This is a genomic window from Streptomyces sp. NPDC088246 (genome assembly GCF_044741025.1).
Lineage (GTDB): Bacteria > Actinomycetota > Actinomycetes > Streptomycetales > Streptomycetaceae > Streptomyces.
Genome location: NZ_JBIURV010000052.1, coordinates 1 through 25,801 on the forward strand (window position 1 = coordinate 1; position 25,801 = coordinate 25,801).

A 25,801-nucleotide genomic window follows, 5' to 3' on the forward strand; every position below is an offset into this window, starting at 1 on the left:
AGGCCAGTTCGTAGTAGCGTTGGGGTCCGTCAGGCCGTCGCCGTGAACAGGTGACCTGCGACTTCGCGCCCGTCTGATGCAATTCCCGAGCCTTCGCGTAGCCCATCGTGGTGTTGATGTTGCTGTGGCCGGCGATGACCTGGGCGATGTGTGGCGGAAGACCGTTGAGGATCGCCTCGGTGATGAACATCGTGCGGAAGTCATGGGGCTGGAAGAGCAGCGGATGTCCTGAGCTGTCGGTGATCCCGGAGGCTCGCAGCGTTTCGTCGAGGGCCTTGCGGATCATGCTCCCCGAGACGGGCCTGCGCTCATGGCTGATGCTCCACTGGAAGAGCGGGGGCATCGGCGCGTTCCAGGTCTTCTCGTGCAGGTCGTAGCTGGGAATCAGCGGCACTCGGCTGGCCCGTGCGGTCACGGACGTGTGAGATGACCGCGCTGAGCACGTCGGCAAGCTCGGGGCTGATGAGGATGAGCCGTTCCTGATCGGTCTTCGAGGGCGCGATCTGGAGAAGGGGCACGACGTCCCCGCTGGGCAGCCTGTAGCTGATGATGCTGTGGTGGCTGAGTTCCTGGAGCTCCTCGATGCGGATCCCGGTGTGACGGAAGATCTCGATGGTCGCCCAGGCCCAGAAAGCCTGCCGCTCCTCGGCACCCAGGTCACGCCGGTCGCCTCCGGCGTCGCGGACAGCTGTCGGGTGCCCGTCGGGACGGATACTGCTCTTGGGGGCGGTGAAGGTCTCGCCGAGAACCGTGAAGGTGGACCCCGGAGGTGCCGTGTTGAGGGCGTCGAGCCTGGTCGTAGCCTCTTTCAGCCTGCGGATCGCGACCCGGACGAGGGCAGGCAGGACGGGAAGCCGTTCCCGGGTGCGCCGGTCGGACTTGGACTTCTGTCGCCTCTCCAGCTTCTTGACGGAGCACTCGGCCTCAGCGACCGGGGGAGGAGAGGCCCACCGCCCCCACCGTTCGGGCTCGCTCAGGGCCCACTCGCCGATGTCGAGGTAGAACGCCCGCACCGTCATCTTGACCGTGGGCGCGCTGGTCCGCGGCTCGGTCACCGTGATTACGGTCCCGTCGGATTGCCTCCTGCGGGCGGTCTTCGTCACGAGGCGGCCCTTCCAGGCCGTGGCGGTCTCGGGAGACAGCCGCAGGGCGTCTATGCCGGGGTGGTGCTGTTCGAGGTCGGCCCAGAAGTTGCCGGCGAGGGTCGCTGCCAGGCCTTTGAGGGTGGCGTAGTCCAGAGTGGGCTGCCGTTCGGTGAGGTAGTCGACGAGCAGGTCACGGACGGGCTTGCACTGCAAGTCGTAGCGGTCCACGAGCTCTGCCGGAGTGACCTGTCCGGCGCGGTGCGTGGTGAACAACAGGGTCGTGGGGGCATCGGACGGGAACTGGCCGCGTTCGCGGAGCCAGAGATAGGCGAGGCGCACTCCGCGGGTGGTGCGGTTGTAGGCGACTGGCGCGTAGCACCGCTCCAGGAGGTCACCGACGACGATGTCCTGGATCTTCCCGCCCCGGGTTGCCAGAACTTGGGCGAGGGCCGCAAGCGATTCCGAGTGTCGCCCGTTCGTGGGGGAGGGCGCCGTGTGCGCTGGCCGGTGGGCAGCAAGGCGTTGGATGCGGCGCTGGCTGCGGTGCGGTGGGGTTGCCGTCTGCTGGCTACTGGCGGATACGACGGTGACTACGTATTGCCGGCGCGTGGATGCGGCGCAGGCCCACCCACCGCAGACCTACGATCCGGCCATGAGTAGCGAGACGGGCGATGTCCGGGTTGATCCGATTCGGCCGCCGACCCCGCCGCAGTTGGCCAACCTGAGCACGCTTGTTGGCCAGCGCGAATCTGGGGCTATCCGGGGATGGTGCCGAGGTCGACGCCGGTCAGGTCACAGCTTGCGTCCCACAACCGCGCCGCGACGGAGGTGTCGGTGAGGTGGTTCCACACCGGTTCACGTTGGGGCTTGCCGCGCAGGCTGAAGACGCGCGGTCCCCACAGCTGTCCTCCGCGTACGGTCGGGTCGAGCACCGCTCGGATCGCGGGCCATGCGCCGGCGTGCTTGCCCTGGACGAGGAGGGCGGCTGGTGCACCGCAGAGCCGCGCACCAGCGGTCCGCACATGGACTGGCGGCCGTGACGGGGTCAGGGAGTCCAGCGCGCCGCCGGGATGGACCACCACGCTTGCCACCGTGCTGTCGACGGCGCGCAGGCGGCGGTCGAGTTCGAGGCCGAAGTACATCTGCGCCAGCTTGGAGCGTCCGTAGGTGCGCTTGGGCCGGTAGTCCTTCCGGGACTGCAGGTCGTCGAGGTCGAGCCGCTCGGACTTCGCCGCGAAGCTGCCCATGGTCACGATGCGGGCCGCCGGTGCGGCCGACAGCAGCGGCATCAGCCAGTGGGTCAGCGTGAAGTGCCCGAGGTGGTTCGTGCCGAACATGAGCTCGTGACCGTCCCCGGTCTCCCGGCGCGGCGGGTCGTCTAGCGCGACGCCGGCGTTGTGGACCACCGCGTCGAGGTATGCCACATCCAGTGATTCCACCGCTGTTCTGAGCGACGAGAGGTCGGCGAGGTCCAGCCGTACGGCCCGCACCCGCGCGCCAGGGACACGCGAGCGGATCGAGGCCGTGGCGACTTCGGCCTTCGCGGGATTCCGGCTGCCCAGTACGACAGCGGCTCCGGTTGCGGACAACTGCTCCGCGACGAAGTACCCGATGCCGGCGTTGCCGCCGGTGACCAGGAAGACGCTGCCATCGGCACGCGGCAGCCGTTGAACATCCCAGGGCAGGATGGAGGACGTGGACGACATGGCGGCGGGGGCTCCCTTGCTGTTGAAGGCGGCTGCGGCTGCCCTGCAGGGCAGCTCGACGCCCACGGTTCCAGCGGCCCCCGACACATCGCCTATGGATCACCGACAGCCCCGCCGGACGGCCGAGTTCGGCGGCAAGCTCCACCTCGTCCACCGGGGCAGCGGCAGCGACACCGCCCTGTGGCACGCCACGTTCAACGGCACCAGCTGGTCCGCCGACACCAGGCTCCCCGCCCACTCCAGCCTGGAGGGCCCGGGTCTGGCAGTGCTCGACGACAAGCTCTACCTTGTTCACCGCGGCCACGGCAGCGGCGACAAGAACCTGTGGTGGAGCACCTACAACGGCAGCACCTGGAGCACCGACACCATGTTCCCCGGTCACACCAGCGGCGCCGGACCCGCCGTGGCCGCCTACCGGGACCCCAACGCCACCCACAGCCAGCTCCTGGTCGTCCACCGCGGCTACGGCGCGCGGGCCGCCGGCACCGACGCCGCCGAGGCCGAAGCCCGCATCGCCGCCGAAGAGAGCACCGCACCCGTCACCGGCTGACCTACTGGGTGTGCCCCGGGACATCGGGGCACACCAGGCTTCGGCCGCCCACGCGAGCCGGGCACGGGCCGCCGGTGCTGCGGCGGTCACCGCTGGTCGGCGCCCGGCTCGCGCAGCGGTCGCACCCCGCCGGGCACACGACGCGTACCAGCCCAACCCCGAGGACCTCGCGCGCCACGAGTAGCCGGCCCGGCCCTCGCGTTCACCGAGCAGTCAGGGCGTGAGGTCCAGGACGCGGACCGGTTCACTGGCCCACCGGGACGGGGCAGTGGTCGCGACGATCGCCCCATCGGGACGGTCCGCAGTGGGCTGCGCGGCGTACTGACTGTGCGCCGCAGCCCAGGTCTCCTGCCCCGCGATCGCAAGAGCGGCCGACAGGTCCAAGTCCAGAACCGTGATACCGGGCAGGGCCGCCAGGTGCTCCGCCGTACCAGGGCGGGCACGGTCGGCTTCGACGAGCGCGCACGCCGGGGCGTACAGGAACCAGCCGGGTTCGGCATGGGCCCGGTGAATGAGGCGGGAGGCGAGGATGTTGCCCTGGCCGGCCGCGGCCATCGCCGTGTCGTCCAGAACGATGTGCATGGGGTCGCTCACCGGGCCGTCACCCGGGCCAGGCGCCGGTCCAGCTCACTGTCCAGGTCGTCCTGCTCGGAGCGGGTGGGGGCGTAGCCGTTCCACTCCTTCAGCGCGGCCCGGGCTTTCTCGGCACGCTCTGCACGCTCGGCCGGGGTCAGCATGGTCTCGGCCAGGCGTGCCAGGTAAGCGCGCAGCGACAGGCCCTCAGCGGCCGCGATCGCGGCGAGCCGGTCCTTGGCCTCTTCGGGGATACGGACATTGGCATCGGGCATCGTCGTACTCCTTCCCGCCCCTCAAGGGTACGGGTACGGGTACGTACCCGAACCGATGCGTCGGATGCGTGGCGGGCGTCAATCTGCCGAAACCATTGCCGGCGCCCGGTTCCTGAGTTCAGCGGCCTGGGGGCGGGGGCGGTCCACTGAGGTGGTGGTGCCGGTGGTGACTGATGGGATGGGGTGTGAGGTGCGGCCGGTGGGATGGGGTGCGTTCGATGACCAGGAGGGCGGCGTCGTCGGCGAGGTGGCCGCCGACGTGGGCGAGCAGATCGCGGTGGATGTGGTGCAGCAGAGTGTCGGGGTTGGTGGCGGGGAAGGAGGCGACTCGTTCGGCGAGCGGGTAGAACTCTCCGGACGGTGAGCGGGCTTCGATGACACCGTCGGTGTAGAGGACGAGCATGTCACCGCCTTCGAAGGTGAACGGGTCGATGCGGTCGTCCTCGATCGTTCGTTCGCGCACGCCCAGCGGAGGCAGGGGCTGTCGGGCATACAGGACCGTGACCTGCTGATCGTGCACCAGCAGAGGCGGGGGATGTCCGCAATTGATCATCTCGGCGGCCGGCAGGCCGTCGTCGGGGATCTCCAGGACGAGGCAGGTGATGAAGTGCTCGCCGGGGTCGTGCTCGGTGTCCGCCACGTCCTCCAGGTTCCGGGAGACGCTGTCTTCGAGGGCAGCTACCAGCCCGGGGAGGGTGTCATACCGGTGAGCGCCCTCACGGAATGCCCCCAGCACCAGCGAGGCCTCACCGATGGCGGCCAGCCCGTGGCCCCGGACATCGCCGATGACCACCCGGGTCGCGGCGTGCGTGGCGCGGGCGAACGCAAACAGATCGCCCCCGATCTCGGCCTCGTCCTCCGCGGACATGTACAGCCATGCCACCTGCAACGGCCCGATCCGGCGTGGCGGAGGCCGAAGCAGAACCCGCTGAGCCGTCTCCGCCACAGAGCGTGCCCGGCTCAGCGCCCGGTCGCGCCGCTCCCGCACACACCGCATGAGAAGCACCAAGGCGGAGAGCGTGGTCAGCGCGATGATCTGCGCCACGTGGTTGGTCGTGGTCAGTCCGCCGAGGAAGACAGCAATGAGCACCTGGGCCGCCACCGCCAGGACCCCGGCGAGAGCAGTGAGCGGTGGCCCGGCGAGGGAGGCGGTCAGAGCGGGCGCGATGACCAGCAGTGGGCCCAGATGGATATCGCGCCCGGTGTAGATATCCAGCGCGGCGATCGTCACAATCAGCACGAACGGGACCGCCACCAGCCCACCACCGGCTGGATGCTCCAGGAAGTGATCCCACACACGTCGCACACCCATATACCCCTTATGTTCCGTCGATAGCGCACCCCCAGCCAGCCGACGAGCACGGGGCGGGTCTTCTCTCAGCCTTCCTGCGGCGGCCTCGTTCTGTCCGTCCGCTGCCCTTGCTGTGACTTCCGATTTCGGAAGTACGGCTCCAGCACGCGCCAGTCGAAGAGATGGGTACGTCCAGCCTTCGGTCCTGGTCCAAGGGGAGGGGCCAGTCCCGGGTCGATCTCGGCGAGCTGGCGGATCCGCTGGGCGTCCTCCACGTGCTGCACCCCGCCGAGCTGGCATGGATCGCCGAGAAGGCCGGCGGCCCCGACCGGTTCCTGAACACGGCGGCGGCCATCCCGGCCGCCGAGGACGAAGACGACGGTGTGCTGCGGCTGCTCAGCGACGACGAACTCGGCAAGCACCCCGACCCGGCGGCCGTCCTGCAGTCCTGGCTCGATTCCCCCGCCACCGGCGAGATCCTCTCCCGCTCCGAGGTCTACCGGGCAGTCGTCAAGTTCCGCCACCACGCCCCGGAGCACCTGCGCCAGATTCCCGCTGATGAGAATCACTCCTGCCACGAACCCGAGGTCGCACTGAAGATGCTGCTGTACCGCTGCGGGTGCAGCACCGACCGGTGGGCGGCACTCGCCGTCGTCATGACCTTCGAGTGCGACGAAGAGAAGATCACCTTCGGAGAGCTTCTCGACTCCCTGGACGACGCGCCCGCCCGAGCGCAGACATCCTGACCTGGCTGTCGAGTCACGCCGTCTGCTCCAGGCACTGCGGACGCCATTCTGATCGCCGAGCTGATCGGTCTGCTCAGCGCCGTCGAGCACTACCTCACAGCCAGCGCTGACACCCGTCTCCACTACCTCGACAAGCGGGCCAGCCTGCTCCACCACATCGTCGACGCCACCGACCACGAAGCGCACAGGCTTCGCCGGGTGGGTGAGCTCCACGACAAGCGGTCCGCAGGACAACCTGGAAGACAGCGATGTCTAGTCGAGCAGCTCGTACCTGTCGGCTGTCCAGTCAGCGAACAGGGTGAGTGCCTTCTCGGTTTCGGTGCGTTCGAGCGTATTGGAGGTGGCCGGCCACCAGTTCTCGACGTGTTCGGCGTCTACGAGCACGTAGGTGGCGTAGCAGTCGAAGTTGCCGGGGTCGTCGGCGACACCGATGCGGACGGGAGCGTCATCGGGCAGGTCTTTGATCGCTTCGCGGAGCTGCGCGGCGTTCCATGCCTGTGGGGCGTGGTCAAAGGTGTCGGCCATGGGCACAGGATGCAGGACGGGGCTGACGGTCCTGGTGATGACGCGGCCGTACCCCGGGCCAGGGCGCTGATCCGGGGTACAGGGGGCTGGGGTGAAGAACCGATCACCGGGTGGCGAACCGAACCCAGCGCGCGGGCAGCTCTGGCGCCGCCCCACCCCATGACGGTGAACGAGAAGGTCATCGCGCTGATCCGCCCGAAGCCCGACCTCGACCTGGTCCCGGGGGAGCCGACCAAAGCGATCGCCGCCGCGCAGGCCGCAGCCGGCCAGCAACACGCCAGACTCGCTCATCAGCTTCACCGGCTTCTGCCCGTCCGTCATGGTACAGACGTCGGCTATTCTGCGATCCGCTTCGGACATCCGGAGCCGAGATACCGCAGGCTCCTATATGCGGGCGCTGCCTCTGTACTGCAGTCATGTTGTGTCGCAGCGCAGGCTGTTCTCTGCAAGCGGATCGGGTTCGTGCGGCCAGGGGTCGCAGTATGAATGGGGTGGGAATTGTCCAGACATCGGCTGTCCAAAAAGGGCCGCTACATCGCGTGGGCGACGACGGGAGTTGTCGTTGCCGCAGGTGCGGGAATCGCGGCGCAGGCCTCCATGGCGGCCACGGCCTGGCCTGCGCAGAAGACCTTCACCGGTCGAGCGTTCGATACGTGCACAGCGCCCTCGCTCGCAGCGATGAAAGCGTGGAACACGAAGTTCTACGGCGCTGCTGCCGTCTACATCGGTGGCAAGAACCGCGGCTGCGCCCAGCCCAATCTGACCGCGTCCTGGGTGAAGTCGGTCAACTCCACCGGCTGGAAGCTCATACCGCTCTACGTCGGTGCTCAGCCACCCTGTCAAAAGAGTGCGAACCCTGAAAGATTCACCGCGTCCACGGCTGCCTCCGTCGGCGCGAGCAACGCCAAGGACGCCGTGGCCAAGGCGTCAGGGCTCGGGATGAAAGCCGGCAGCCCGATCTACCTGGACATGGAACCGTACGACGTCACCAACAAGGCGTGTAACGACGCCGTCCTGACCTACGTACGCTCCTTCACCAAGACGCTGCGCAACGCAACCTACCGTGGCGGGTTCTACGGCTTCAGCAGCTCCAGCGCCAAGGCCATCGCCACCGCCACGAATAGGACAGACCTGCCAGGCAACCTCTGGTACGCGCTGTGGGACAAGAAGAACACGACCACCACGGACTGGCCGTGGAACCCCGCCGAGTACACCGACCACAGCCGCGGCCACCAGTACCTGGTCAACAGCAAGGAAACCCGAGGCGGTTACACCATCACGGTCGACCGCAACGCCTGGGACGCCCCTGTCGCCATCATCGGCTGAGAGATCCGAACCAAGCGAGGCCCCGGCTGGTCGGGGGAGGCCAGCCGGGACAGCACGGGGAAAGGCAGCCGCTTTCTGGGGACTGTAAATCGTTCGGCTCTGTCCCACTCCCGGTGGTGACGGTCCGTGAGGCCATGGATACGAGGGTGCAGTGGTGGATGGCTGCGGAACCCACCCTGCCGCTCGTGTGCCGTCTACCAGCTGAATTGTGGTGTTGCTGCCCCCGGCCAGTTCTCGTCGTACGGCAGACGGACCATACCGGGCCGACTTCACAGGCCGTACGCATACTGCCTGGAGAAGGCGGAGCCTCACCCGTGAGACGCCCTCTCGCCCGCCGGCGCTGTCACGTTGTTGAGTGTGTGACGGTGTGTCGGGTGTGGTGGGGCCGGGTCCGGCTCCGCGTTCGGTGGCCGAGCTGGTGGTGTCCTCGCTCTGGGTGACGGTGTAACCGCCGGGCAGCTTCTCGGTCGCGACGGATCCGTCGGCGTCGTAGGTGGCCTGGAAGGCACCTGCGATGGAGTCGGTGGTCTTGGTGACCATGCCCCGCGGTTCGGCCGCGTGGTCGTAGGTGAGCGTGACCGTGGAAGGCACGGTGGGTCACGCGGCCCGGCCTGGCCGCCGCCCCCGTGGCCGGCGGCTTCACGGCGAGCGCGGACGGTTGCGCGGGGTTCACGCCGGAGGCATGGCCCGGTCGGGCACTGGACGACGATCCGTTCAGGACCACCCTCGCAGCGGCCGGCTCCTGCGTCGTCAACATGGAGCTGGCGAACACGAGCTTTGGTGAGATGCGCCAGCCCAGTTCCGTCAGACGCCACACGGAGCTCCGCCACGCTCGGCGCCTGCTGTGGTCGGCGAAGTGCGTCAGATGAACGATGCCGGGAGCGAGTGCGGCCCTCGACATATCGCTGACCTCGACCGGAGCGCCGGTCGGACGGGCGGATCAGCGCAGTCCGGCGAAGAGATCGTTCTCGGGTATGGCCGCGCCGGTGGCGTCCTGGACGCGTACGAAGGTCTCCATGCCCATCAACTCGCCGAACCTCTCCTTGCCCATCTTGAGGAAGAAGATGTTCTCGCCCTGACTGGCGTGCGCGGCCAACGCGTCGAACTTCTGACCGCTGAATGCGGTGGTGTCCACCCACGTGGTGATCTCATCGTCGGGGAGGCCGATCTCGGCCATCGCGGCAGCCTCGGCAGGATCCGGCTCCGGCATGTCCTCATGAAACTCGCGCACGGTCTCCCCGAACCGCTGCATCATCGAGCGGGGCATCGTCGTCCAGTACACCTTCGGTGTCAGCGCGGTCATCTCCAGCGCCGCCATCGTGATGCGGTGGGCCTGGATGTGGTCGGGGTGGCCGTAGAAGCCGTTCTCGTCGTAGGTGACGACCACATCAGGTCGGTATTGCCGCATGAGTTCCGCAAGTCGGTCGGCGCCTTCCTCTACGGGGGTCTGCCAGAAGGATCCGGGGGCGTCGTTGCTCGGCCAGCCCGTCATCCCGGAGTCGGCATAATCCAGCATCTCCAGATCGCTGACCTTCAGGACATCACAGCTCGCCTCAAGTTCTTGACGGCGCATCAAGGCGACCGCAGCCGGATCGTGCCCGGGATCGCCCGGCTTGACACCCCCCGGTCCGTCACCGCAACCGCCGTCGGTACACGTCACGAGGACCGTGCGGATACCTTCCGCCGCGTACCGCGCGAGGACCCCTCCGGTTCCGGTGGCCTCGTCGTCGGGGTGGGCGTGTACTGCCATGAGCGTCAAGGGCCGGTCAGTCATGAAACAGTCCTCCTGCAGAAATAGGTCTTGGTCCGAGTGTGCGGCGGGCGTACCGCGATCTTGGGGCCCGGATCCTGGTGGGGCGGACGACCCTGTGCGGCGCCGGTCCCTCGGTCGATGCAACCGTGTCGCCGGACTGGCTGTTCCCGGCGCGGCCGCTTGGCCTTCCAAGCGTCGGCGTTCAACGCGAACGAGGTACAGGCGCGACCTGCATGTCTCAGCGCCACGTCGGATCCGACTTCCATCCGGCACCAGCCGTGAGATTCCGACACGAAATTTGAGACCCTGCAGCTTCCTCTGCAGGGTCTCGCGGCGCGCTGCATATGCCGACGCTTTGACCTGCGTGTCTCTGCTCGGTGCAGTCGATATGCAGAGAGCGTGGAGAATATGAAGCTGGATCTGAGACCCCACATTGTAGGATCTCGCGGCCCGTGACATATGGCACCTCTGTGACCAGCGGGTTCTCAGGCTGTCTCACCCCGTGTCATGCGCCCTCTGCCTCCGCTTCGTGTCATTTCCTCGAGCGGGCGGGGAAACAGCTGGCGGCTTCTCAGTGCTGGTCCGCGTCGTCCGTTGTGCGGGGAAGCAGGGGGAACATCCGGGTGATGAGGGCCACCGGTCGAGCGCGGTCGGGCCGGGCCAGGGGACGTTGTTCGCGGTCCTGGTAGGGCGCGAGTGCCCGTCGGATCACGTCCGCGACCGTGCTCAGCTCTTCAGGTGTCAGGTAGGCGACGGCGCTGAAGGCTTCGTCGTGGCACCAATCGACCGGCGCCTCGTCTCGCTGGGTCAGCCATCGTTGCCAGCTCTCGTCCTCCAGCCCTCGGGCCAGATCACCGAATTGATCCTCCGTGGGCCCGCCGGCCGTGGGGGTGTCCTGCTTCAACCGCCAGGGGCGGGCGCGACCCCCGCTGTGGGGAGCTTCTTCGATGTATCCGTGGCGTGCGAGCTGCCGTAGGTGAAATGAGCAGAGACCAGAGCTGTAGCCCAGTCGGGAGGCTGCTTCGGTCGCGGTGACGGCGCCGACTTCGGCGAGCAGGTCCAGCAGGTGTGTGCGGACCTCGTGCTCGCGCAGTTCTTCGCCCGTCCTGCGTGTCTGGTCGTTCGGTGTGGCCACACCCGCCTGGTGCCCAGCACTGCGCCCGGCTTCCGCCAGCTGGAGATGTTCGTGTACCTGGCGGACGTGCCCGAGGAGTTCGGCCCGGCGCACCTTGTCCTGCGGAAGCACACGGCCGACCTCCCTGCCGTGCCCGACAGGTATCTGCGGGCCGGCCTCGAAAGCAGGAGCCGCTTCCACGACGGCAGCGGCAGCCCGCACCTGTACGGAGCGCAGGTGTCCGCAGCCGGTCCTGCCGGGACGGTCGTCGCCTTCGAGATCGGCACCGTTCATCGCGGAACGGCGATGACCGCGCCGCGCGGCGCCCGCTACACCATGCACCTGAACTTCCGTCCCCCCGGTGTCCAATGGGGGCAGCACCGGGGCTGGGCCTATTCCGCCGGTCAGCGGGACTGGTTCAAGTTCGTCGAGCGGGCCACCCCGCGCCAGCTCCAGGCGTTCGGTTTCCCGCCGCCTGGACATCCATACTGGACACCGGAGACGCTGGCCAGGATGGCGCTGCGGTATCCGGGGCTCGACCTCACGCCTTGGCGCCAGCCTGGCTGACCCGCTGCCGCATTGCGTGGTCATATGGACGGGGCCGGTGCGGACATGAGTGCAGCCACCGCTGATCATCGGCGTGTGAAGACTGAAGATCATGCGATGGCCGCAGGTCACAGCGTAGACCCCACCCGTTGGCAGGAAGCATTCGAGGACCCGATGGGGCGGATCGCGGGCCGGTTCGCGCGGGTCGAGCCCCGACGCCGGGTCCGGCAGCTGGTGTTCGGACTCCTGTCGGACCTGCCGCGCAAGAACTGCTGGACGATCGCCGAACGGGCTGGGGACACCACACCGCACGGCATGCAGCACCTACTGGGGCGGGCCAGGTGGGACGCCGACGCCGTCCGCGACGACGTGCGCGGCTATGTGGTGGAGCATCTGCACGACGACCAGGCGGCGCTGGTGGTCGACGAGACCGGCGACGTGAAGAAGGGCACCGGCACAGTCGGCGTCCAGTGCCAGTACACCGGCACCGGGTCCGGCACCGTCTGGTTGGACGGCTCGGGCACGGTGGTGCGGATCTTCTCGCACAGGTGCACCTCGACAATGCTGAACTTACGCATGACGCGGGCCACCTTCTTCGTTGATCCGCACGCCGTCGTCACGCAGCTCGGCGGTGATGCGCGGGGAGCTGTAGGTGCCGTCGGAGTCGTCGTGGACGGCCTTGATCCTCTCGGCCAGGGCCTTGTCGGCCCGCTCCCGCGCGGCGCGGCCCTCGCAGCCCTTGCGCTACCACAGCCGCTTGACCGGGTAGGTCTCGCAGTGATCCTCGATGAACCGCCAGCGGCCTACCAGGTCATCTCCGAGGCGAAAAACTTCGTCGCCTTCCGCAGGATGTCCCGCTCGGTGGCGAGGGCCGCGTTCTCCTTGCGGGCGGCCTTCAGCTCGGCCTCCAGGGCCTGGATGCGGGCCTCGAGCTCCTCGTGAACAAAGGGGCGGTCCGCCTCGGGCGGACCGCCCTCCTGCCTCTTGACTACGTCTTGGCGGCTACCGCCGGATCACGCCGCGGGCGAGCCGTAGATGCCCATCTCGTAGACCGAGTAGCCCCAGGTCGTCTTCCGCTTAACGCCCTGTATTCGGACATACTGCACCGCACTGCCGGAGTTGATCTTGATCACGTCATTGCCGCAGCTGTCGGGGTGCTGGGTGGCCACCTCGCTCCAGTTGGTCCCGTCCAGGGATGTCTGGATCTGGTACTCGGTCGCGCAGGCGCCCTCCCAGGCGAGGGTTACCGCTGCGACCTCGGCGGGGGCGGCGAGCTTCACCTGGACCCACTCGTTGTCGCTGTAGCCGGATGCCCAACGAGTACCGAGCTGACCGTCGTTGACGTACCGGGCCGAGAGCCGGTCGAGGTTCTGCTCGACGCTGGATGCGCTCGCCGTGCCCTTCGGCGCGAGGTTCTCCGAGCCGCCCGCGGCATCCCACAGCTGAAGCCGGATGTCCGCCTGGATGAGGAAGGAGTCGAGCACCCCGTCGCCGACCTTGGGCTGGGCCTTGCCCCAGGTGTTGCGCGCCGGATCGACCCGTACGGCCCGGGCCTGCTTCTGCAGAGCCTCGGAGTCGGCGAGCAGCACCTCGGCCTTCTCCTTGTCACCGGCCTGCCGGGCTGCGAGCGCGTCCAGTGTCTTCACCATCGACATGCCCCACAGCTGGGTGGCGTCCAGCCAGGGCTTGGCATCGGCGGCGAAGCCCTGCTCCACCGATCCGGCGAGGATGGCGGCCGGGGCGTCCTCGATTTCGTTCGCGTAGGTGCGCAGCGCCTTGACAGAACTGGTGCGGTCGCCCGCGTCCCATGCCTTCCAGAACTCGGCTACCCGGCTGGCGAGTTCGGGTGCCTGGGACTGCCAGGGGGTGGTGCCGAAGGTCGGGGCCAGGTGTTCCAGGTCGGCGAAGACGAGCAGCGCGTCGGTGGCCCGGCGGTCACCGCCCGCGAGGTAGGCCATGGCGCGCGCCCAGCTCGCCTTCGCGTCGTACGCCTTGTCGTTCCAGGTGAAGTCCGCGGCGCCGAAGACCGCGATCTTGCTGGCGTACGGTTGGTTCATCGGGTTCGCGACGATGCCGGATAGGTGCTCGGAGAGTCCCGCCTCGCGCTTGTCGTACGGGGCGAGCAGCAGTCGGCCGCTGGTGTTGCCGTAGTCGTTGACCGGGTAGTTGTCCCAGACGAAGACCTTGCGGCCGAAGAGCTTGGAGGCGCCGTCGGCCTGCTCGTTGGTGATCGCGGGCGGTACGACGTCGGTGCCGGTCCACATGACCACGACCGCGGGGTCGAGGGTGGCCCGCATCGTCTGCTTGTAGGTGGTGTCGGTGAGGTCGCCGTACTCGGTCGGCACCATCTGCAGCGGCCGGGCGCCCTCATGGGTGGCGATGAAGTTCCGCTGGAGGTCGTTGAGTAGATCCACCTGCGCCTTCGCGGCCGCGGTGCGCCCGGGCTGGCCGTACGCCGCCTGGTCGGCCGCGCAGTTCCACCTGGTGTAGCTGATGTCGTCCAGCGGGATCGAGAAGGACCGGGTGCCCAGGTCGTAGAGGGCCTGGAGCTTGGCCTTGAGAGCCTTGCGGTCGTCGGGGTCGGAGTAGCAGATCGAGCCGCCGGGTGAGACGGCGAAGGTGAAGCGGACGTGGTTCGCGGTGGCCCGGTTCACCAGCTCGCCCAGTTCGTCGAGTTTGTCTGCGGGATAGGGCTCGCGCCACTTGTCGCGGTGGTAGGGGTCGTCCTTGGGCGCGTAGATATAGGTGTTGGCCTTGACGTCGCCGTAGAAGTCCATCTGATCCAGCCGCTCGGCGTGCGTCCAGGGCTGACCGTAGAAGCCCTCGATCGTGCCGCGCAGCGGCATCGACGGGAAGTCGACGGCCTGGGCGCCGGCAATCTTCCAGCCGTCGTTGCCGCGGACGAAGAGCTGATGGAGCGTCTGCACGGCGTAGAACTGGCCGGTGGCGTCGTGACCGCCCAGGGCCATCTGCGCGCCCCGCTCACTGGCGTTGACCCGCAGGGCGTATCCCTCGGCGCGGTCCGGGGCGGCCAAGTCGCCGAGAGCCTTGGCAACGTCCGGCCGGGCGGCCGGGCCGATCCGCACGGTGAGCAGGCCTGCGGCGGCCTTGGGGACGTTGCCGGGTGTGACGATGTCGACCCGGTCGGCGCCGTGCTTCCTGAGCTCGCGGACGAGGCGGTCACGCGCTGCCGCGTCCGTGGCGTCGTCGGCGACGAGGAGCACACGGCCGGTCACAGTGACATCGCGGCCGGAGCGGGTGAGCGACTGGGGCGTGGGGGAGACGGGCGGCAGCGGTTCGGCGGTGGCGTGCGGGTCCTGCTGCGATGTTGCGGCAAAGGCCACGGGGCCCTGAGCCAGCGCGCCGGAGACCATGGAACTTGCAAGTGCGAGACATGCGCTCAGAGCGATAACGCGTCTTCCCATCAGGGCTCCAAGAGGTCTAGACCAATATTCTGCCCGCAAGGATAGTGGTGGAACTCCATTCCCCGTCAAGGGTGCCGACCGTATTTGGGGCGGGCCAATGCCCGTTTCTCGGCTTCGCGCTCACCAACTACCGCACCGCCTCGGCCGGGTTCGCAGGCGATCCGAGGTGCCGCGGGCGGGTGGCGGAGGCGGTCGGGAGCCGCGCACACAGGTGCGGACTCGGCTGCCCCTCACCCTCCACCGTGCCGGGCCGTGCTCCCGCACGGCCGCGTGGCCGGGCGCCGCCCAGCTGGGAACCGCCTGGCTGGGAACCGTGCGATGAGGTTGTGGCCGCCACGCGCGACACCCTGGACCGGCCCCCTGCTGGCGGCGATTGACACCACTCGCCACACCGGCCTTGAGCCGGCCCGCCCCGACCAGTCGCCGTCCAGGCAACCAGGAGATTCCTCGTGATAGGTGCGAGCAGTATCCCGCAGCCGGCCGCTGCCGGTGCGGGAGCGCAAGATTCCCAAGCCGGGCGGGTCGGGGAAGACTCGGCGGCTCGCTGCGATCGGACCGTCATCGAATGGCCGCGTTCGGGAGCTTCCGCCGATCACCTCTGAGGCTATGCTTGCGTGGTTCGGCCATACATCCGGAACCCACCCCTGATCGCGCGGTTCCGGGGCGGTGGTGGACGCGGCGGCAACACGTTCCGGTGGTACGCCCGTGGCTGTGCCGACGGTCGGTATCTCGCCGTGCGCCGCCCTCGATCAGGGCTGGCACTCGGATTCATGAACACTACGGACATGTCACCGTGTGCCTCTTCGAACCAATACGGGGCGCCGGACGTGGAAGTTCTGGTGGTCGGGGCCGGGCCGACCGGCCTCCTCCTTGCGGGTGACCTAGCCAAGTCTGGAGTCGATGTCACGTTGTTGGAGCGACGCGATCACGAATCCAACCTGAGCCGCGCCTTCAGCCTCCATGCGCGAAGTGGGCGGTCAAGCGGACCTACGGCTGGCTCATGCTCCACCGCCGCCTGGCCCGCGACTACGAAACCCTGCCCGCCCGCTCCGAAGCCGTGATCCACCTCGCCATGACCGACCTCATGACCCGCCGCCTCACCGGCGAGACCACCGTGTCCTGGCGCGACCCGGCACCATAGATCAATCAGCAGATTCTGGGATAAAACACTGGGAGAAAACGGCCTCCGAGCCGCCTCGATCGCAGTCGCGTGAGGATGATGCCTGTGGTCAGGTGGGGGGTGCGAAGGAACGCTGGGAGACGACGATGGCCAATAATCGGATCGGGCTGGCCGAGCTTTTGGCCGCAGCCGAGGATGCGGCGCCGGTAGCGTCCCTGGCCACGGTCGCGGACAACCTGCGGGACCGTTTCGGCGCGCAGTACGTGAGCTTCCTGTTCGTCGACGTCGTCGGCCGGCAGGTGGTGCGGGTCAGCGAGGAGGCCGCCTCGCAGCAGGGTCGACGCGCCGACCAGATCCCCCTGGCCGGCAGCATCTACGACAAGGTCCTGCGTACCCAGAAGCTGGTGCAGGGCCCGGACGGCGACGTGCAGCAGGTGGTCGCACCGGTCACCAACCGGGGCGACACGATCGGCGTGCTGGAGCTGTTCCTTCCTCAGTCCACGCAGGAGGTGCTGGAGCAGGTCGAGGAGGCCGCGCACGCGCTGGCGTACATCATCGTCACCGACCGCCGCTTCACCGACCTCTATCACTGGGGCGAGCGCACAACCGCGCTGAGCCTGGCCGCCGAGATCCAGCGCCAGCTCCTGCCCTCGGCCGCCTCCTGCGAGGCCGCTGAGTTCGCCCTTGCCTGCGCCCTGGTTCCGGCCGACACCATCGCAGGGGACACCTACGACTACAGCCTCGACCACGCCACCCTGCACCTGGCCGTCACCGACGCCATGGGCCACGACGTCGACGCCTCCCTCATCGCCTCCCTCCTGGTCAACGCCTCCCGCGGCGCCCGCCGCGCCGAGAAGGACCTTGCCGAACAAGCCCGCCAGACGAATCAGGCCCTCCTCGACCACGGCCGCGGCGCCTTCGCCACCGGCCAACTCCTGCGCATCGCCCTGAACGGGTCCGGCGCACAGCTCGTCAACGCCGGCCACCCCTGGCCACTGCGCCTGCGCGATGGCACAGTCGACGAAGTACGCCTGGACGCCGACCTGCCCTTCGGCGTGCACGCACCCGGCCGCTACCGGGTCCAGAACCTCGACCTTGCCCCAGGCGACCGCCTGGTGCTCTACACCGACGGCATGCAAGAACGCCAAGCGGAATCCGTCGACCTGCCCGACATGATCCACAACACCGCCGGCGAACACCCCCGCGAGGTCGTCCAGACCCTGACCCAAGCGGTCACCGATGCCTGCCACGGACACCCGGCAGACGACGCCACCATCGTGTGCCTGGACTGGCACGGGCCCCAGCCCGCTGGCCGCCACGCCCAAGCCGGAGCCGACAGGTAAGCACTGCCCCGCCCCGTGCGCCCGGCCGCGCACTCGGCGCCCTGGGTGCCCGATCGACGAAAGACCAGTCGGCGAACCTATGGGGCTGGGTCAGAGGCCCCGACGCAGTTCGCGCGTCCCTCGTCGTCGAGCTCGAAGGCGCCCTCAGGGATGATGCAGAACTCATTGCCCTCAAGGTCCGCCATCATCAGGAACCCCCCGTCGTCGTGCAGACGAGGCGGCCTCGGCCACGAGGGAGTGCGGCAGCGGGCCAGTGCTACATGTCTTTCTTTCAGTGCCTGAACTTGTCCTTGCCCTTCTCCACTGCCTGCTTCACTTTGCCTTTCATCTTTTGGGCCCTCCCCTTTCCCTCCAGGCTTTCGTTACCCACGGCCCGCCCGACCGTTTCCTTTGTTTTCCCCTCCGCGATTTTGCCTATATTCTTGGACTTCTTTCCGATACCCATGTCGTTCTCCCTGGGGTCATTCAGGTGGTGGCAGCAGCGATCCGAGAGGTCCGAGATCCAAGTTGAGATCTTGCATGGAAAGGCCGTATCGAGAGCAGAGTTCAATCATACGACTGTGCAGAATCATCAAAGTTGCTCCGAGGCGTTCCTCCTGTTCCTCGGTGAGGTCTCCCGCGTCGACGCGCTGAAGGGCCTGGCGTTCCATGAGCTGTCGTAGCAGCTCGACGAGTGTGAGTACGAGTTTGATCAGGTCCCGTTCCACCGTGTCCGGGTCGGTAGTGATCCGGTGGGCGGGCCTTCGCGCCTCCGCACCGCCCCGGGGCAGGATGTCCTGCGGCACTGCGGGCAGCATGCGGAAGGCGCGGGCGGCGGCATCGGCGATCTCGTCGAGGCGGCTTCCGGGCGGACGGTCCTCACCTGTCATGGTTGTCTCCTGTGGGTGCTGAGATGGCATGCCAGGGGGACGGATTCTGTTCGCTGACGGAGACGATCAGCGCGCGCAGCGATATGCGTACGAGGTCGATATCGGCGATGGAGAGCACGACGTCACCGGTGAGGACCACCCCTCCGCTGAGCAACCGGTCCAGCAGGTCGATCAGTGCGATCTGCCGTTGCGGCAGCGGCTCCTCCGGCCTGCTCGCCGCCCTCACGGCGTGGTCCCCTTCAGCGGTTCTGCTTCGGCGAGGGCGACGAAGGAGTACGGGGCCCACGGCCCGGTGACTTCGACGCGTACCCCGGGTAGTCCTTCCGCGGCCTGCATGACATCGGCGCGGAAGTCTTCGGCCTGTTGCAGCGGCACAAGGTAGGCGTCGTTGATGACGTTCTCTCCCGGCCCGCGGGCGAGTTCGCCTTGCTGCGGCCGGTGCTGGACGCGATCAACCGCATAAGCGCGGGCGGCGGCCTCGACCCGCTCGGCTGCCTGTTCGGCGCCCCGATAGGCGTCTTCGCGGGCGTGTCGCTGTGCTCTGCGCTGGCTGAGGTAGGCCCGCCCGGGGCTCAGACCAGCATCTGTGGGTGGGCCTGCTGGCCTCTCGGTCTCAGCGGCCGCTTCGACATAGATCTTGACGCCCCACTCCACCTGCGCTGCCAGATCGGTCAGTCTGCCGGCAAACGCCTCGTGGCGGGCCCGGAGCATGAGTCGCACCCGCTCGTCGTCGAGGTATACCGTCGCCAGACGCAGTGGCAGGACGGCGGTGCGGGCGGCCAAGGCCTCAATCACCCGGTGATGGGCGCGGGCGACTGACTCCAGCCAGTCCAAGTCCTCAAGATGCGCTCGCAGCGCGGCTTCTCGGAAGTCTCGCTCGGGTACCGGGCTCACGGCGACCACCACATCGTCGCTGTCTTCTACACGCACTAGATGCACCGGCGCCTCCGCCACTCCAGGGAGCCCGGACAGAGCTTTTTCCAGCGATCCGTCGGCGTCCCGTGCTACGGCGTACGCATAGGAGACCGTGGCGGTCATGGCTCGTCCCGCCTCTCGCTGCGGGGGCTGGGCTCTGCTCGTTTGGTATGTGAGGTGCGCCGGGGAGTCGCAGCGCGGCTCTCCTCGTCCTTGACCCGTGGCAGCTCGCGGTCCTCGCGCAGCGCCGTGATTTCAGCCTGCAGCCGTTTGTTCTCCTCGGCGAGTGAGCGGTAGCCGTCGTTGGCACGTGACGACAGTGAGGGATCGTGCTCCCACCAGTCAATGCCCATTTCCTTCGCTTTGTCCACCGAAGCGATCAGCAGGCGCAGCTTGATGGTAAGTAGTTCGATGTCCAGGAGGTTGATCTGGATATCGCCTGCGATGACGATGCCTTTGTCCAGGACGCGCTCCAGGATGTCGGCGAGATTGGCCGAGGAGCCCTGGCCATACGGGGCGGACCTGGACGGGAGGTCGCCCAGCCTCCTGGCGACGGGTTCGGTCACGGCCGCTGCACCTCAATTCCCTGGTGTCCCGGAGCTTCGACGGGAGCGCGTGGCAATGCGCCCGTTCCACCGGCTGCCGCGATCAGGTATCGACGCCCTGGACATGGGCCCTGATCTCGTCCAGCCGGTCCAGCAACTCGTCCTCGCGCCGGTCGAAGGTTTCCTCGTCGATGTCTCCCGCCACGAGCGCTCGCTCAAGTGCGGCGAGTTCCCGTTCGACGGGTGCCGGGTCGTAGTACTCGTTCTCCGCGGCCTCGACGACGCGCTCCATGACCCAGGCCACGCCGCGCACCGGCGCCAGCGGAAGAGTCGCGAGTTGAGTCAGCAGTCCCATGAGGACTCCTTAGACGAAGCTGTAGGCGGGCAGCGGGCCGACCAGTCGCAGGTCGAAGTCCTCGCCCAGCTCCTTGGCGATGTCCTGTTCCGCGCCGAGGAAGGTCTTCTCGTTGTCCCGCTCCACAAGGAAGGACACATTCAAGAAGTCGTTCCCGGTCGGCTGCGACGAGCGTTCTTCCCGCGCGAGTCCGCGCAGCGCATCGAGGACTGCGACGGCGAGCCGATCCTGCCGCGCTTGCACTTCTTGGGAGACCAGCTCCCCGAGGGCGAGCGGCAGTTCCGGGCTGCCGCGGCCGCTTCTGATCTCCTCGTTGAGCTCGCGCGCCTCGTCGGACTCCTGAAGGATTTGGCGCAACAGCGCATCCTCGTCCTGGGCGGCCTTCAGGTGGTATTCCACGCAGCCATCCAGCGCCCGCAAGCGTTCCCCGAAATTATCCGTACCGTCCTCCAGGACCGCTCGTACAGCGTCGTCGTCCGTGGTGGTGAAGCCGAACTGCAGCGGCAAAACGGTGCCGTCGGCCATCAGCTGTTCCTGGACGGACTGGTGTGCGCTAAGGTCTCGGCGTTTGGGACGCAGCTCCTCGGGCGCGTCGCTGACGACTGCGGACACTGTTTTGGTGCGCACCGTGCGGAGGGTCGCAGGCGGGTCCCCCACCCCGTGGAGGCCGTCCAAGCGCTGCGGATGGGTGGCCCTGACAATGGAATACACGTATACGGCCATGGTTCACTCCTCGCGGCGTCGGGCGGCAGGCCGACGCCGCGGCCGCTCCCGCCTCTCCTCGGGCTCCTTGCGCCTCTTTTCTGACTGCTCGGCCTCGTCGTCGTCACGTCCCCCTTTCAGAGCATCGGTCAGCACGTCAGCGGCCCCGCTCAGCGCACCCTTGGCTTTGCCATGTGCTCCACTCTCGGTTACCTCGCCGACCAGGTCGGTCAGCTGAGACGGAGCCTTGCGGCCCTCCTCCAGATCGAGGCGGTTGCAGGCCTCCGCGAAACGCAGGTAGGTATCCACGCTCGCCACGACGATGCGGGCATCGATCTTGAGGATCTCGATGCCCACCAAGGACACACGTACAAAAACATCGATCACCAGGCCGCGGTCCAGAATCAGCTCGAGGATGTCGTAAAGGTTCCCCGACCCTCCTCCGCCGGCCCTGGAAATGGTTCCTCCGCCCTGCGGCACCATAGTCATGGTGCCTCCTTTCAGCAGCTCACACGTGGCTCCGGACGAGGCCGTTTCCGTTTGTTTGTCCGGCGAGCGGTGCAGCAGTGGTATTCCGGCCCTAGCCACGCGGGTCGATCTGGGCTCGGGTGTAGCGGCGGGTGCGCTCGTACGCCAGCAGTTCGCCTTCCTCGTCCAGCGTCACCCGGTAACTCGCCATCACGCTGGTAGTAGCGGGGATACGCTCCAGCTCCAAAACTTCCACGTCCGCCTGCCAGCCGCTCTCCGTCGGCTTCACCGCCGAGACGGACTCGGGTGCTCGCCCCAAAAGCTCCTGGAGCTGCTCAGCCGCATACCGCATGGCCCGCGGAGCCGAAACCCTACGGGCCGCACGCTTCGTTTCGCTCGTGCGGCTGCTGGCCCGTCCGGTGCTGGTTTTCCTGGCGGTCTTCTTGACGGGCTTCTTGCTGGACGGACGCCGGACGCGCCCTGTCTCGTCCTCTTCGCCTACGGCCATGTTCCCGCTCCGGAATCGGAGACGACATGATGCCCGCGTCACCTTCACAAGACGCCGTTCCATGATATACGGCCTGGGCTGACCGCATCTCGGAGCTCGCACATTGCTTCAGCGCCGGGCACAGCCTCCTAACCGCGCGCCGTAGCCCCCACTGGCTGCATAGCGCCATCGCTGCCGCATAAGAAACGCTGTGAGTGGTGGGGTGGTGGGCACGCTATCCCTCAAGGAAGGAATCGCTTCCACTGAGGCCCTGGGCGCGAGACTCCTACCGGCTCAAAGACCGCGACATCGGCCGCACACCGAGCGCGGCAACCGGCTGAACAACTGCAGACGGGGCCAAAAGTCACCGACCCCAAAGGGGTCCAGGTTCAGAGACCGTCGACATCCCTGAGCAGTTGCCCTTGCGGTGTTCAGGGATCACAGTAAAAAAACAGAGGGCATGTGCGAGATCGGAGCACATCGTGATAATTCTCGGAATTATTTTGCTTGTCGTCGGGTTCGTGACCGGGATCTCCATACTGTGGACAATCGGGATTGTTCTCGCGGTCATCGGGGTTGTCTTGTGGATCTTGGGGTCGCTGGGGCACGCGGTCGCTGGTCGAAGGCATTACTGGTAGCCAGGCGGAGTCTCGCCACTCAGCGACTTGTGGAGGTGTTTTCTGGCCTTTGGTTGGAGGCCGCCGCAGTTTTCAGGTACTGCCGACCCCGAAACACTTCGAGCAGGCCTCCGAACTGGTCACCGAAGCATATTGATCCCCGAAACGCTTTGGGTTCTGGGTCGTTGGTGGTGTGTGAGCGATCTGGTGGGGGACGCGCGGCACCTGTCGCCGTCGGCGCGGGAGGCCCTGCGGTTGCGGGCGGTGGCCGCGTTGGTGGCAGCACCGAGCCCGGAACCAAGCCGAACTTGCCACCGAAACAAGCCGGTTCTTCCGCAGACGCCAGCGACAGCCACACATCGTCCGGGGCTACTTCGGCGGTCCCACCGTTCGCTACGTCCTGGACGAGAACCCATTGAGTTTCTGATCAAGACGAGAACCCATTGAGTTTCTGATCAATAGGGGGTGTCCGATGGGTTGCCGTGAGGATCCTCAGGCGTCCTGCGGGTACCAGCGCAGTTCCACGGTGTTGCCGTCCGGATCCTGCACATAGAGGGAGGCCGCGGTGCCCTGGGCGCCGAAGCGCTCGCCAGGACCGTCCAGCACCGTGAAGACGTCGGAATCGATGACCTGCTGCCAGTCGAGCGGCTCGACCACCAGGCAGATGTGGTCGACGTTGAAGCCCTGCGGCCGCTCGTCGGGCGCCTCGACGAAGTCGATGATGGTGGTGGGGCTCACCCGCACGGACGGGAAGGAGACCTTGCCGGCCCGCCACTCCTCCACCCGCACCGGTTGCAGCCCCAGCGGGCCGGTGTAGAAGGCGAGCGAGCGCTCGATGTCGGCGACGTTCAGGACGAGGTGGTCGAAGGCAATCACGCGCATGGATGTCTCCGCAGGGTCGGGTCGGCCGGGGCACCGGTGGTGGTACGACGGGGCCGGCGGCTCCGGGCCTTGCCGGTCCGGGGCGGTGGCTGTTCGCTGACTGCCGTGGCCTGCCCTTGACTTCAGCATCGCCGAACAGGCATCCATTGGTCCAACGCATGTTTGTCATCCGATCCATCGTGGTTCACGATGGATCAATGGAGATCTCCAGCAGATGCGCTACGTCCTCGCGGTAGCGGAGACCACGAGCTTCACCCGCGCTGCCGAGCGGTGCCACGTCGTCCGGTCCGCGCTCCGCCACCAAGTGGCCCGGCTGGAGAAGGAACTGCGTGCCCGGCTGTTCGAGCGGACCAGCCGCTGGGAGCGGCTGACCACCGCCGGAGAGGCGTTCCTGCCCGCCGCCCGCCAGGCCCTGGGGGCGGCGGAGCGGTCCGGGGCGGAGGTGGCGGCGGCCACCGGCGAGATACGAGGCAATCTGACCGTCGGATCGATTCGCACTGCTGCGCGGACATACGTACGTGACGTTGCTTGTGGACCTCGAAGCCCGGCGACCGATCGATGTACTGCCCGGCAGGGAATCCGCGCCAGAGCCCGCTGGCTCGCCGACCATCCTGAGGTGGAGGTCATCTGCCAGGACCGTGGTTCCACCTACCCCGAGGCCGCACGCGCGGCGGCACCGCAGGCCGTCCAGGTCGCGGACGCCTGGCACCTGTGGAACAACCTCGGACAGTAACTGTGGAGCAGACCGTGCCAGGACACTGCAAATGCGTTCGGTCCGCGTTCGCCGATACGGGCCCGCCTCTTCCGAAGCGGAGCCACGTTTGGCCCCGGACGGAGCCAACGACGTCAACGGTCGTCCGCGCCGCATCATCGCCGGTATCCCCGAACGGCGCCAGGCCGTGCACGAACTCCTCTCCCATGGAAGCCCGTTGCATGGAATCAGCCGGAATTTGCAGCCCGACTACTACACGATCCGACGCCATGCCAGAACTCCAGATGTCGACGATCTGCTCGTCAAGGTCACCTCCCGCCGGACGCTGCTGGACGACTTCAAGCCGTACATCTACAAGCGGTTCGCTGAGGGCTGTCACAACGCCGGCCAGCCAGATCTTCCGTGAAGTCCGCGACCAGGGTTTTCGAGGCGATCCGCCCCGCCGCACCGGACGATGCGCAAGCCGCGCAAAGTCCTGCGGTGGATCACGACCCATCTGGACAGACTGCGGCCCGACATTGGTGGTCTGCGGCCCCGAAACGGGGTAGACCCCTGCCTGAAGGCGACGTCAGTCATGGCGTCACCTCTGTCGCCTTTGCTTCCTGGAGGGTGTTACGTCCTCTTCCTCTCCTTCCTCCTCCTCTTCTTCTTCCTCGTATTCGCCTTCTTCTTCGTCTTCAGGCTCGTCCTCGTCTTCAGGCTCGTCCTCGTCCTCGTCCTCGTCCTCGTCCTCGTCCTCGTAGTCTTCGTCCTCGGGCTCGTCGTCCTCAGGCTCCTCCTCGTATTCCTCGTCCTCGGACTCCTCGCCTTGTGCGTCCTCCTGCTCGGCGGCCTCTTCTTCTTCCATGGCGTCTTCGTGGGACACGACGACTTCACCGTCCCGGATTTCACCGCGCCAGCCCTCGGGCTCTTCCTGGGCGAGGGAGACGTATCGCTGAAAGTGCTTGAAGTCGAGTCGCATGCGGCGCCCTTGGGCGCGCCACAGGTTGCCCGTCTTCTCGAAGAACCCGGACGGGTAGTACTCCACGACCAGGACGATTCGAGTCAGGCTGGGTGCCAGCTCATGGAAGCTGACCGCACCACGGGTAGTTCCCTTGGCTCCCTCGGACGTCCAAACGATGCGGTCGTCGGGAATCTGTTCCTGGACAGTCGCTTTGAAGCTGCGCGAGGAAGGGCCGACTTTGACCTTCCAGTCACTGGAGATCTCATCGCTCTTCGAGACGTCGCGAACGCCCTTCGCGAAGCTGCTGAACTGGTCGTACTGCGTCCAGTGGTCGTACGCGACACGCAGGGACACTCCCACATCGAGCACCTCGATGATGTTCATGACCTTGCCGCCGCTCGACTTGCGTTTCCCCTTTCCGCCGCCGAACGCTTCCTTGACCTTCCCCACGACTTTGTCCTTGACACCCTTGGCTTTCTCCCCGACGAATGCCTTCAGCGGTGAGTCGCCTTGGAGAATACGGGAGCCGATCGCGGGAAGCGATCCACTCTCGGCCACATCAGTGAGCTGCCCAGTGACATCGGTCAGTTTGTCGCCCGCCTTCTCGGCGAGCCTCTCCACTTGTGCACTGAGGAAGTTGGACGCCTCTTCGCGAAGCCGGTCCGCACCCGACATTTGTGCCGTGGGCTGGTCTGTTTCCGTCCTGGTCATGACTGTCTACCTCCGACGATCGGCGCGCTTGGACGCTGCTCGCTTCGACGACGTCGTCTTCCGGGCGGCGGGCTTCTTGGCCGGAGCAGTTTTCTTCGCAGCCGTCTTTTTTGGCGGGGCCGTCTTCCGGGCGGCGGGCTTCTTGGCCGGAGCAGTTTTCTTCGCAGCCGTCTTTTTTGGCGGGGCCGTCTTCCGGGCGGCGGGCTTCTTGGCCGTA

30 protein-coding genes and 6 pseudogenes are annotated in these 25,801 nt (G+C 67.2%); 12 read left to right on the forward strand and 24 right to left on the reverse strand.

Annotated features, from left to right (window positions below):
* The 3 genes from ACIPEK_RS38550 to ACIPEK_RS38560 all read right to left on the reverse strand — a co-directional run.
* Positions 1-343: tyrosine-type recombinase/integrase (locus ACIPEK_RS38550; protein WP_402006285.1), on the reverse strand; the 343-nt coding region annotated here is incomplete at its 3' end.
* The gene (locus ACIPEK_RS38555) at positions 309-1,424 is read right to left on the reverse strand and encodes a hypothetical protein (RefSeq protein WP_402006287.1); all 1,116 of its coding nucleotides are present in this window, start codon (positions 1,422-1,424) and stop codon (positions 309-311) included. The genes ACIPEK_RS38550 and ACIPEK_RS38555, both read right to left, overlap by 35 nt.
* Positions 1,425-1,840: 416 nt before the next feature.
* Positions 1,841-2,791, reverse strand: coding sequence for an SDR family NAD(P)-dependent oxidoreductase (locus tag ACIPEK_RS38560; RefSeq protein WP_402006290.1), 951 nt, complete (start codon positions 2,789-2,791; stop codon positions 1,841-1,843).
* Positions 2,792-2,885: 94 nt separating this feature from the next.
* Between ACIPEK_RS38560 and ACIPEK_RS38565 the strand changes: the two genes are divergently transcribed.
* Entirely contained in the window at positions 2,886-3,341 is a 456-nt protein-coding gene (locus ACIPEK_RS38565; protein WP_402006293.1) for a hypothetical protein, read from the forward strand.
* Between the two features lie 213 nt (positions 3,342-3,554).
* Here the strand turns inward: ACIPEK_RS38565 and ACIPEK_RS38570 are convergent, their stop codons facing one another.
* From ACIPEK_RS38570 to ACIPEK_RS38580, 3 genes are all read right to left on the reverse strand, one after another.
* Positions 3,555-3,923: a hypothetical protein gene (locus ACIPEK_RS38570; RefSeq protein WP_402006388.1), complete on the reverse strand. Its 369-nt coding sequence runs from the start codon at positions 3,921-3,923 to the stop codon at positions 3,555-3,557.
* 8 nt (positions 3,924-3,931) lie between these two features.
* Positions 3,932-4,189 (reverse strand): hypothetical protein, encoded by a 258-nt coding sequence (locus ACIPEK_RS38575; RefSeq protein WP_402006296.1) that lies wholly within the window; start codon positions 4,187-4,189, stop codon positions 3,932-3,934.
* A 118-nt stretch (positions 4,190-4,307) separates the two neighbouring features.
* Positions 4,308-5,501, reverse strand: coding sequence for a PP2C family protein-serine/threonine phosphatase (locus ACIPEK_RS38580; RefSeq protein ID WP_402006299.1), 1,194 nt, complete (start codon positions 5,499-5,501; stop codon positions 4,308-4,310).
* A 161-nt stretch (positions 5,502-5,662) separates the two neighbouring features.
* On the opposite strand from ACIPEK_RS38580, the gene ACIPEK_RS38585 reads away from it, so the two are divergent.
* A complete protein-coding gene (locus ACIPEK_RS38585; RefSeq protein WP_402006302.1) occupies positions 5,663-6,226 on the forward strand; it encodes a hypothetical protein in 564 nt (187 codons plus the stop codon).
* Between the two features lie 252 nt (positions 6,227-6,478).
* On the opposite strand, the gene ACIPEK_RS38590 is transcribed toward ACIPEK_RS38585, so the two are convergent.
* Positions 6,479-6,751: a DUF6225 family protein gene (locus ACIPEK_RS38590; RefSeq protein WP_402006305.1), complete on the reverse strand. Its 273-nt coding sequence runs from the start codon at positions 6,749-6,751 to the stop codon at positions 6,479-6,481.
* A 498-nt stretch (positions 6,752-7,249) separates the two neighbouring features.
* On the opposite strand from ACIPEK_RS38590, the gene ACIPEK_RS38595 reads away from it, so the two are divergent.
* Positions 7,250-8,077: a glycoside hydrolase domain-containing protein gene (locus tag ACIPEK_RS38595; RefSeq protein WP_402006307.1), complete on the forward strand. Its 828-nt coding sequence runs from the start codon at positions 7,250-7,252 to the stop codon at positions 8,075-8,077.
* 399 nt (positions 8,078-8,476) lie between these two features.
* Here ACIPEK_RS38595 and ACIPEK_RS38600 read toward each other — a convergent pair.
* The 3 genes and pseudogenes from ACIPEK_RS38600 to ACIPEK_RS38610 all read right to left on the reverse strand — a co-directional run.
* Positions 8,477-8,671: pseudogene (locus tag ACIPEK_RS38600) on the reverse strand (hypothetical protein); the annotation flags it as partial.
* Positions 8,672-9,017: 346 nt separating this feature from the next.
* Positions 9,018-9,851, reverse strand: coding sequence for a PIG-L family deacetylase (locus ACIPEK_RS38605; protein WP_402006310.1), 834 nt, complete (start codon positions 9,849-9,851; stop codon positions 9,018-9,020).
* Positions 9,852-10,401: 550 nt separating this feature from the next.
* Positions 10,402-10,965 (reverse strand): winged helix-turn-helix domain-containing protein, encoded by a 564-nt coding sequence (locus ACIPEK_RS38610; protein WP_402006313.1) that lies wholly within the window; start codon positions 10,963-10,965, stop codon positions 10,402-10,404.
* A gap of 9 nt (positions 10,966-10,974) precedes the next feature.
* Between ACIPEK_RS38610 and ACIPEK_RS38615 the strand changes: the two genes are divergently transcribed.
* Both ACIPEK_RS38615 and ACIPEK_RS38620 read left to right on the forward strand, forming a co-directional pair.
* Positions 10,975-11,511 carry a hypothetical protein gene (locus ACIPEK_RS38615; RefSeq protein WP_402006316.1) on the forward strand — a complete coding sequence of 179 codons (537 nt, stop codon included), beginning with the start codon at positions 10,975-10,977 and terminating at the stop codon, positions 11,509-11,511.
* A gap of 153 nt (positions 11,512-11,664) precedes the next feature.
* Positions 11,665-11,979: pseudogene (locus tag ACIPEK_RS38620) on the forward strand (transposase); the annotation flags it as partial.
* A gap of 81 nt (positions 11,980-12,060) precedes the next feature.
* Here the strand turns inward: ACIPEK_RS38620 and ACIPEK_RS38625 are convergent.
* The gene (locus tag ACIPEK_RS38625) at positions 12,061-12,186 is read right to left on the reverse strand and encodes a transposase (RefSeq protein WP_402006391.1); all 126 of its coding nucleotides are present in this window, start codon (positions 12,184-12,186) and stop codon (positions 12,061-12,063) included.
* Positions 12,187-12,503: 317 nt separating this feature from the next.
* On the reverse strand, positions 12,504-14,915 hold the full coding sequence (locus ACIPEK_RS38630; RefSeq protein ID WP_402006319.1) for a beta-N-acetylglucosaminidase domain-containing protein: 2,412 nt from the start codon (positions 14,913-14,915) through the stop codon (positions 12,504-12,506).
* Between the two features lie 785 nt (positions 14,916-15,700).
* Between ACIPEK_RS38630 and ACIPEK_RS38635 the strand changes: the two are divergent.
* The 3 genes and pseudogenes from ACIPEK_RS38635 to ACIPEK_RS38645 form a co-directional block, all read left to right on the forward strand.
* Positions 15,701-15,886: pseudogene (locus ACIPEK_RS38635) on the forward strand (FAD-dependent oxidoreductase); the annotation flags it as partial.
* Positions 15,883-16,056: pseudogene (locus ACIPEK_RS38640) on the forward strand (IS5/IS1182 family transposase); the annotation flags it as partial. The pseudogenes ACIPEK_RS38635 and ACIPEK_RS38640, both read left to right, overlap by 4 nt.
* 125 nt (positions 16,057-16,181) lie before the next feature.
* Positions 16,182-17,378 (forward strand): PP2C family protein-serine/threonine phosphatase, encoded by a 1,197-nt coding sequence (locus tag ACIPEK_RS38645; RefSeq protein ID WP_402006321.1) that lies wholly within the window; start codon positions 16,182-16,184, stop codon positions 17,376-17,378.
* Positions 17,379-17,649: 271 nt separating this feature from the next.
* Here ACIPEK_RS38645 and ACIPEK_RS38650 read toward each other — a convergent pair whose 3' ends face one another.
* The 9 genes from ACIPEK_RS38650 to ACIPEK_RS38690 form a co-directional block, all read right to left on the reverse strand.
* A complete protein-coding gene (locus ACIPEK_RS38650; RefSeq protein ID WP_402006323.1) occupies positions 17,650-17,823 on the reverse strand; it encodes a CsbD family protein in 174 nt (57 codons plus the stop codon).
* 16 nt (positions 17,824-17,839) lie between these two features.
* Complete coding sequence (locus ACIPEK_RS38655; protein ID WP_402006326.1) at positions 17,840-18,247, reverse strand: gas vesicle protein K; 408 nt, start codon at positions 18,245-18,247, stop codon at positions 17,840-17,842.
* Positions 18,237-18,473 carry a gas vesicle protein gene (locus ACIPEK_RS38660; protein WP_402006329.1) on the reverse strand — a complete coding sequence of 79 codons (237 nt, stop codon included), beginning with the start codon at positions 18,471-18,473 and terminating at the stop codon, positions 18,237-18,239. The genes ACIPEK_RS38655 and ACIPEK_RS38660 overlap by 11 nt, the downstream gene beginning before the upstream one ends.
* Positions 18,470-19,285 carry a GvpL/GvpF family gas vesicle protein gene (locus tag ACIPEK_RS38665; RefSeq protein WP_402006332.1) on the reverse strand — a complete coding sequence of 272 codons (816 nt, stop codon included), beginning with the start codon at positions 19,283-19,285 and terminating at the stop codon, positions 18,470-18,472. Before ACIPEK_RS38665 ends, ACIPEK_RS38660 begins: the two co-directional genes overlap by 4 nt.
* Positions 19,282-19,728: a gas vesicle protein gene (locus ACIPEK_RS38670; RefSeq protein ID WP_351268623.1), complete on the reverse strand. Its 447-nt coding sequence runs from the start codon at positions 19,726-19,728 to the stop codon at positions 19,282-19,284. Before ACIPEK_RS38670 ends, ACIPEK_RS38665 begins: the two co-directional genes overlap by 4 nt.
* Before the next feature lie 82 nt (positions 19,729-19,810).
* Positions 19,811-20,062, reverse strand: coding sequence for a gas vesicle protein GvpG (locus tag ACIPEK_RS38675; protein WP_259930026.1), 252 nt, complete (start codon positions 20,060-20,062; stop codon positions 19,811-19,813).
* Positions 20,063-20,071: 9 nt separating this feature from the next.
* Complete coding sequence (locus tag ACIPEK_RS38680) at positions 20,072-20,785, reverse strand: GvpL/GvpF family gas vesicle protein (RefSeq protein ID WP_402006335.1); 714 nt, start codon at positions 20,783-20,785, stop codon at positions 20,072-20,074.
* 3 nt (positions 20,786-20,788) lie between these two features.
* The gene (locus ACIPEK_RS38685; protein WP_327277470.1) at positions 20,789-21,253 is read right to left on the reverse strand and encodes a gas vesicle structural protein GvpA; all 465 of its coding nucleotides are present in this window, start codon (positions 21,251-21,253) and stop codon (positions 20,789-20,791) included.
* 91 nt (positions 21,254-21,344) lie between these two features.
* A complete protein-coding gene (locus ACIPEK_RS38690) occupies positions 21,345-21,740 on the reverse strand; it encodes a gas vesicle protein (protein WP_327277471.1) in 396 nt (131 codons plus the stop codon).
* A 461-nt stretch (positions 21,741-22,201) separates the two neighbouring features.
* Here ACIPEK_RS38690 and ACIPEK_RS38695 point away from each other — a divergent pair, with 461 nt between their 5' ends.
* Both ACIPEK_RS38695 and ACIPEK_RS38700 read left to right on the forward strand, forming a co-directional pair.
* Positions 22,202-22,357 carry a DUF6131 family protein gene (locus tag ACIPEK_RS38695; RefSeq protein ID WP_229846355.1) on the forward strand — a complete coding sequence of 52 codons (156 nt, stop codon included), beginning with the start codon at positions 22,202-22,204 and terminating at the stop codon, positions 22,355-22,357.
* A gap of 262 nt (positions 22,358-22,619) precedes the next feature.
* Positions 22,620-22,763 (forward strand): annotated as a pseudogene (locus ACIPEK_RS38700) (IS630 family transposase); the annotation flags it as partial.
* Positions 22,764-22,828: 65 nt separating this feature from the next.
* Here ACIPEK_RS38700 and ACIPEK_RS38705 read toward each other — a convergent pair.
* The gene (locus ACIPEK_RS38705; RefSeq protein ID WP_402006339.1) at positions 22,829-23,218 is read right to left on the reverse strand and encodes a VOC family protein; all 390 of its coding nucleotides are present in this window, start codon (positions 23,216-23,218) and stop codon (positions 22,829-22,831) included.
* 158 nt (positions 23,219-23,376) lie between these two features.
* Here ACIPEK_RS38705 and ACIPEK_RS38710 point away from each other — a divergent pair.
* A pseudogene (locus tag ACIPEK_RS38710) lies at positions 23,377-23,723 on the forward strand (LysR family transcriptional regulator); the annotation flags it as partial.
* A 316-nt stretch (positions 23,724-24,039) separates the two neighbouring features.
* A complete protein-coding gene (locus tag ACIPEK_RS38715; protein WP_402006342.1) occupies positions 24,040-24,336 on the forward strand; it encodes a hypothetical protein in 297 nt (98 codons plus the stop codon).
* Between the two features lie 174 nt (positions 24,337-24,510).
* Here the strand turns inward: ACIPEK_RS38715 and ACIPEK_RS38720 are convergent, their stop codons facing one another.
* Positions 24,511-25,584, reverse strand: coding sequence for an SRPBCC family protein (locus ACIPEK_RS38720; RefSeq protein WP_402006345.1), 1,074 nt, complete (start codon positions 25,582-25,584; stop codon positions 24,511-24,513).
* Between the two features lie 6 nt (positions 25,585-25,590).
* The coding region (locus ACIPEK_RS38725; RefSeq protein WP_402006348.1) for a hypothetical protein at positions 25,591-25,801 on the reverse strand (211 nt) is incomplete at its 5' end.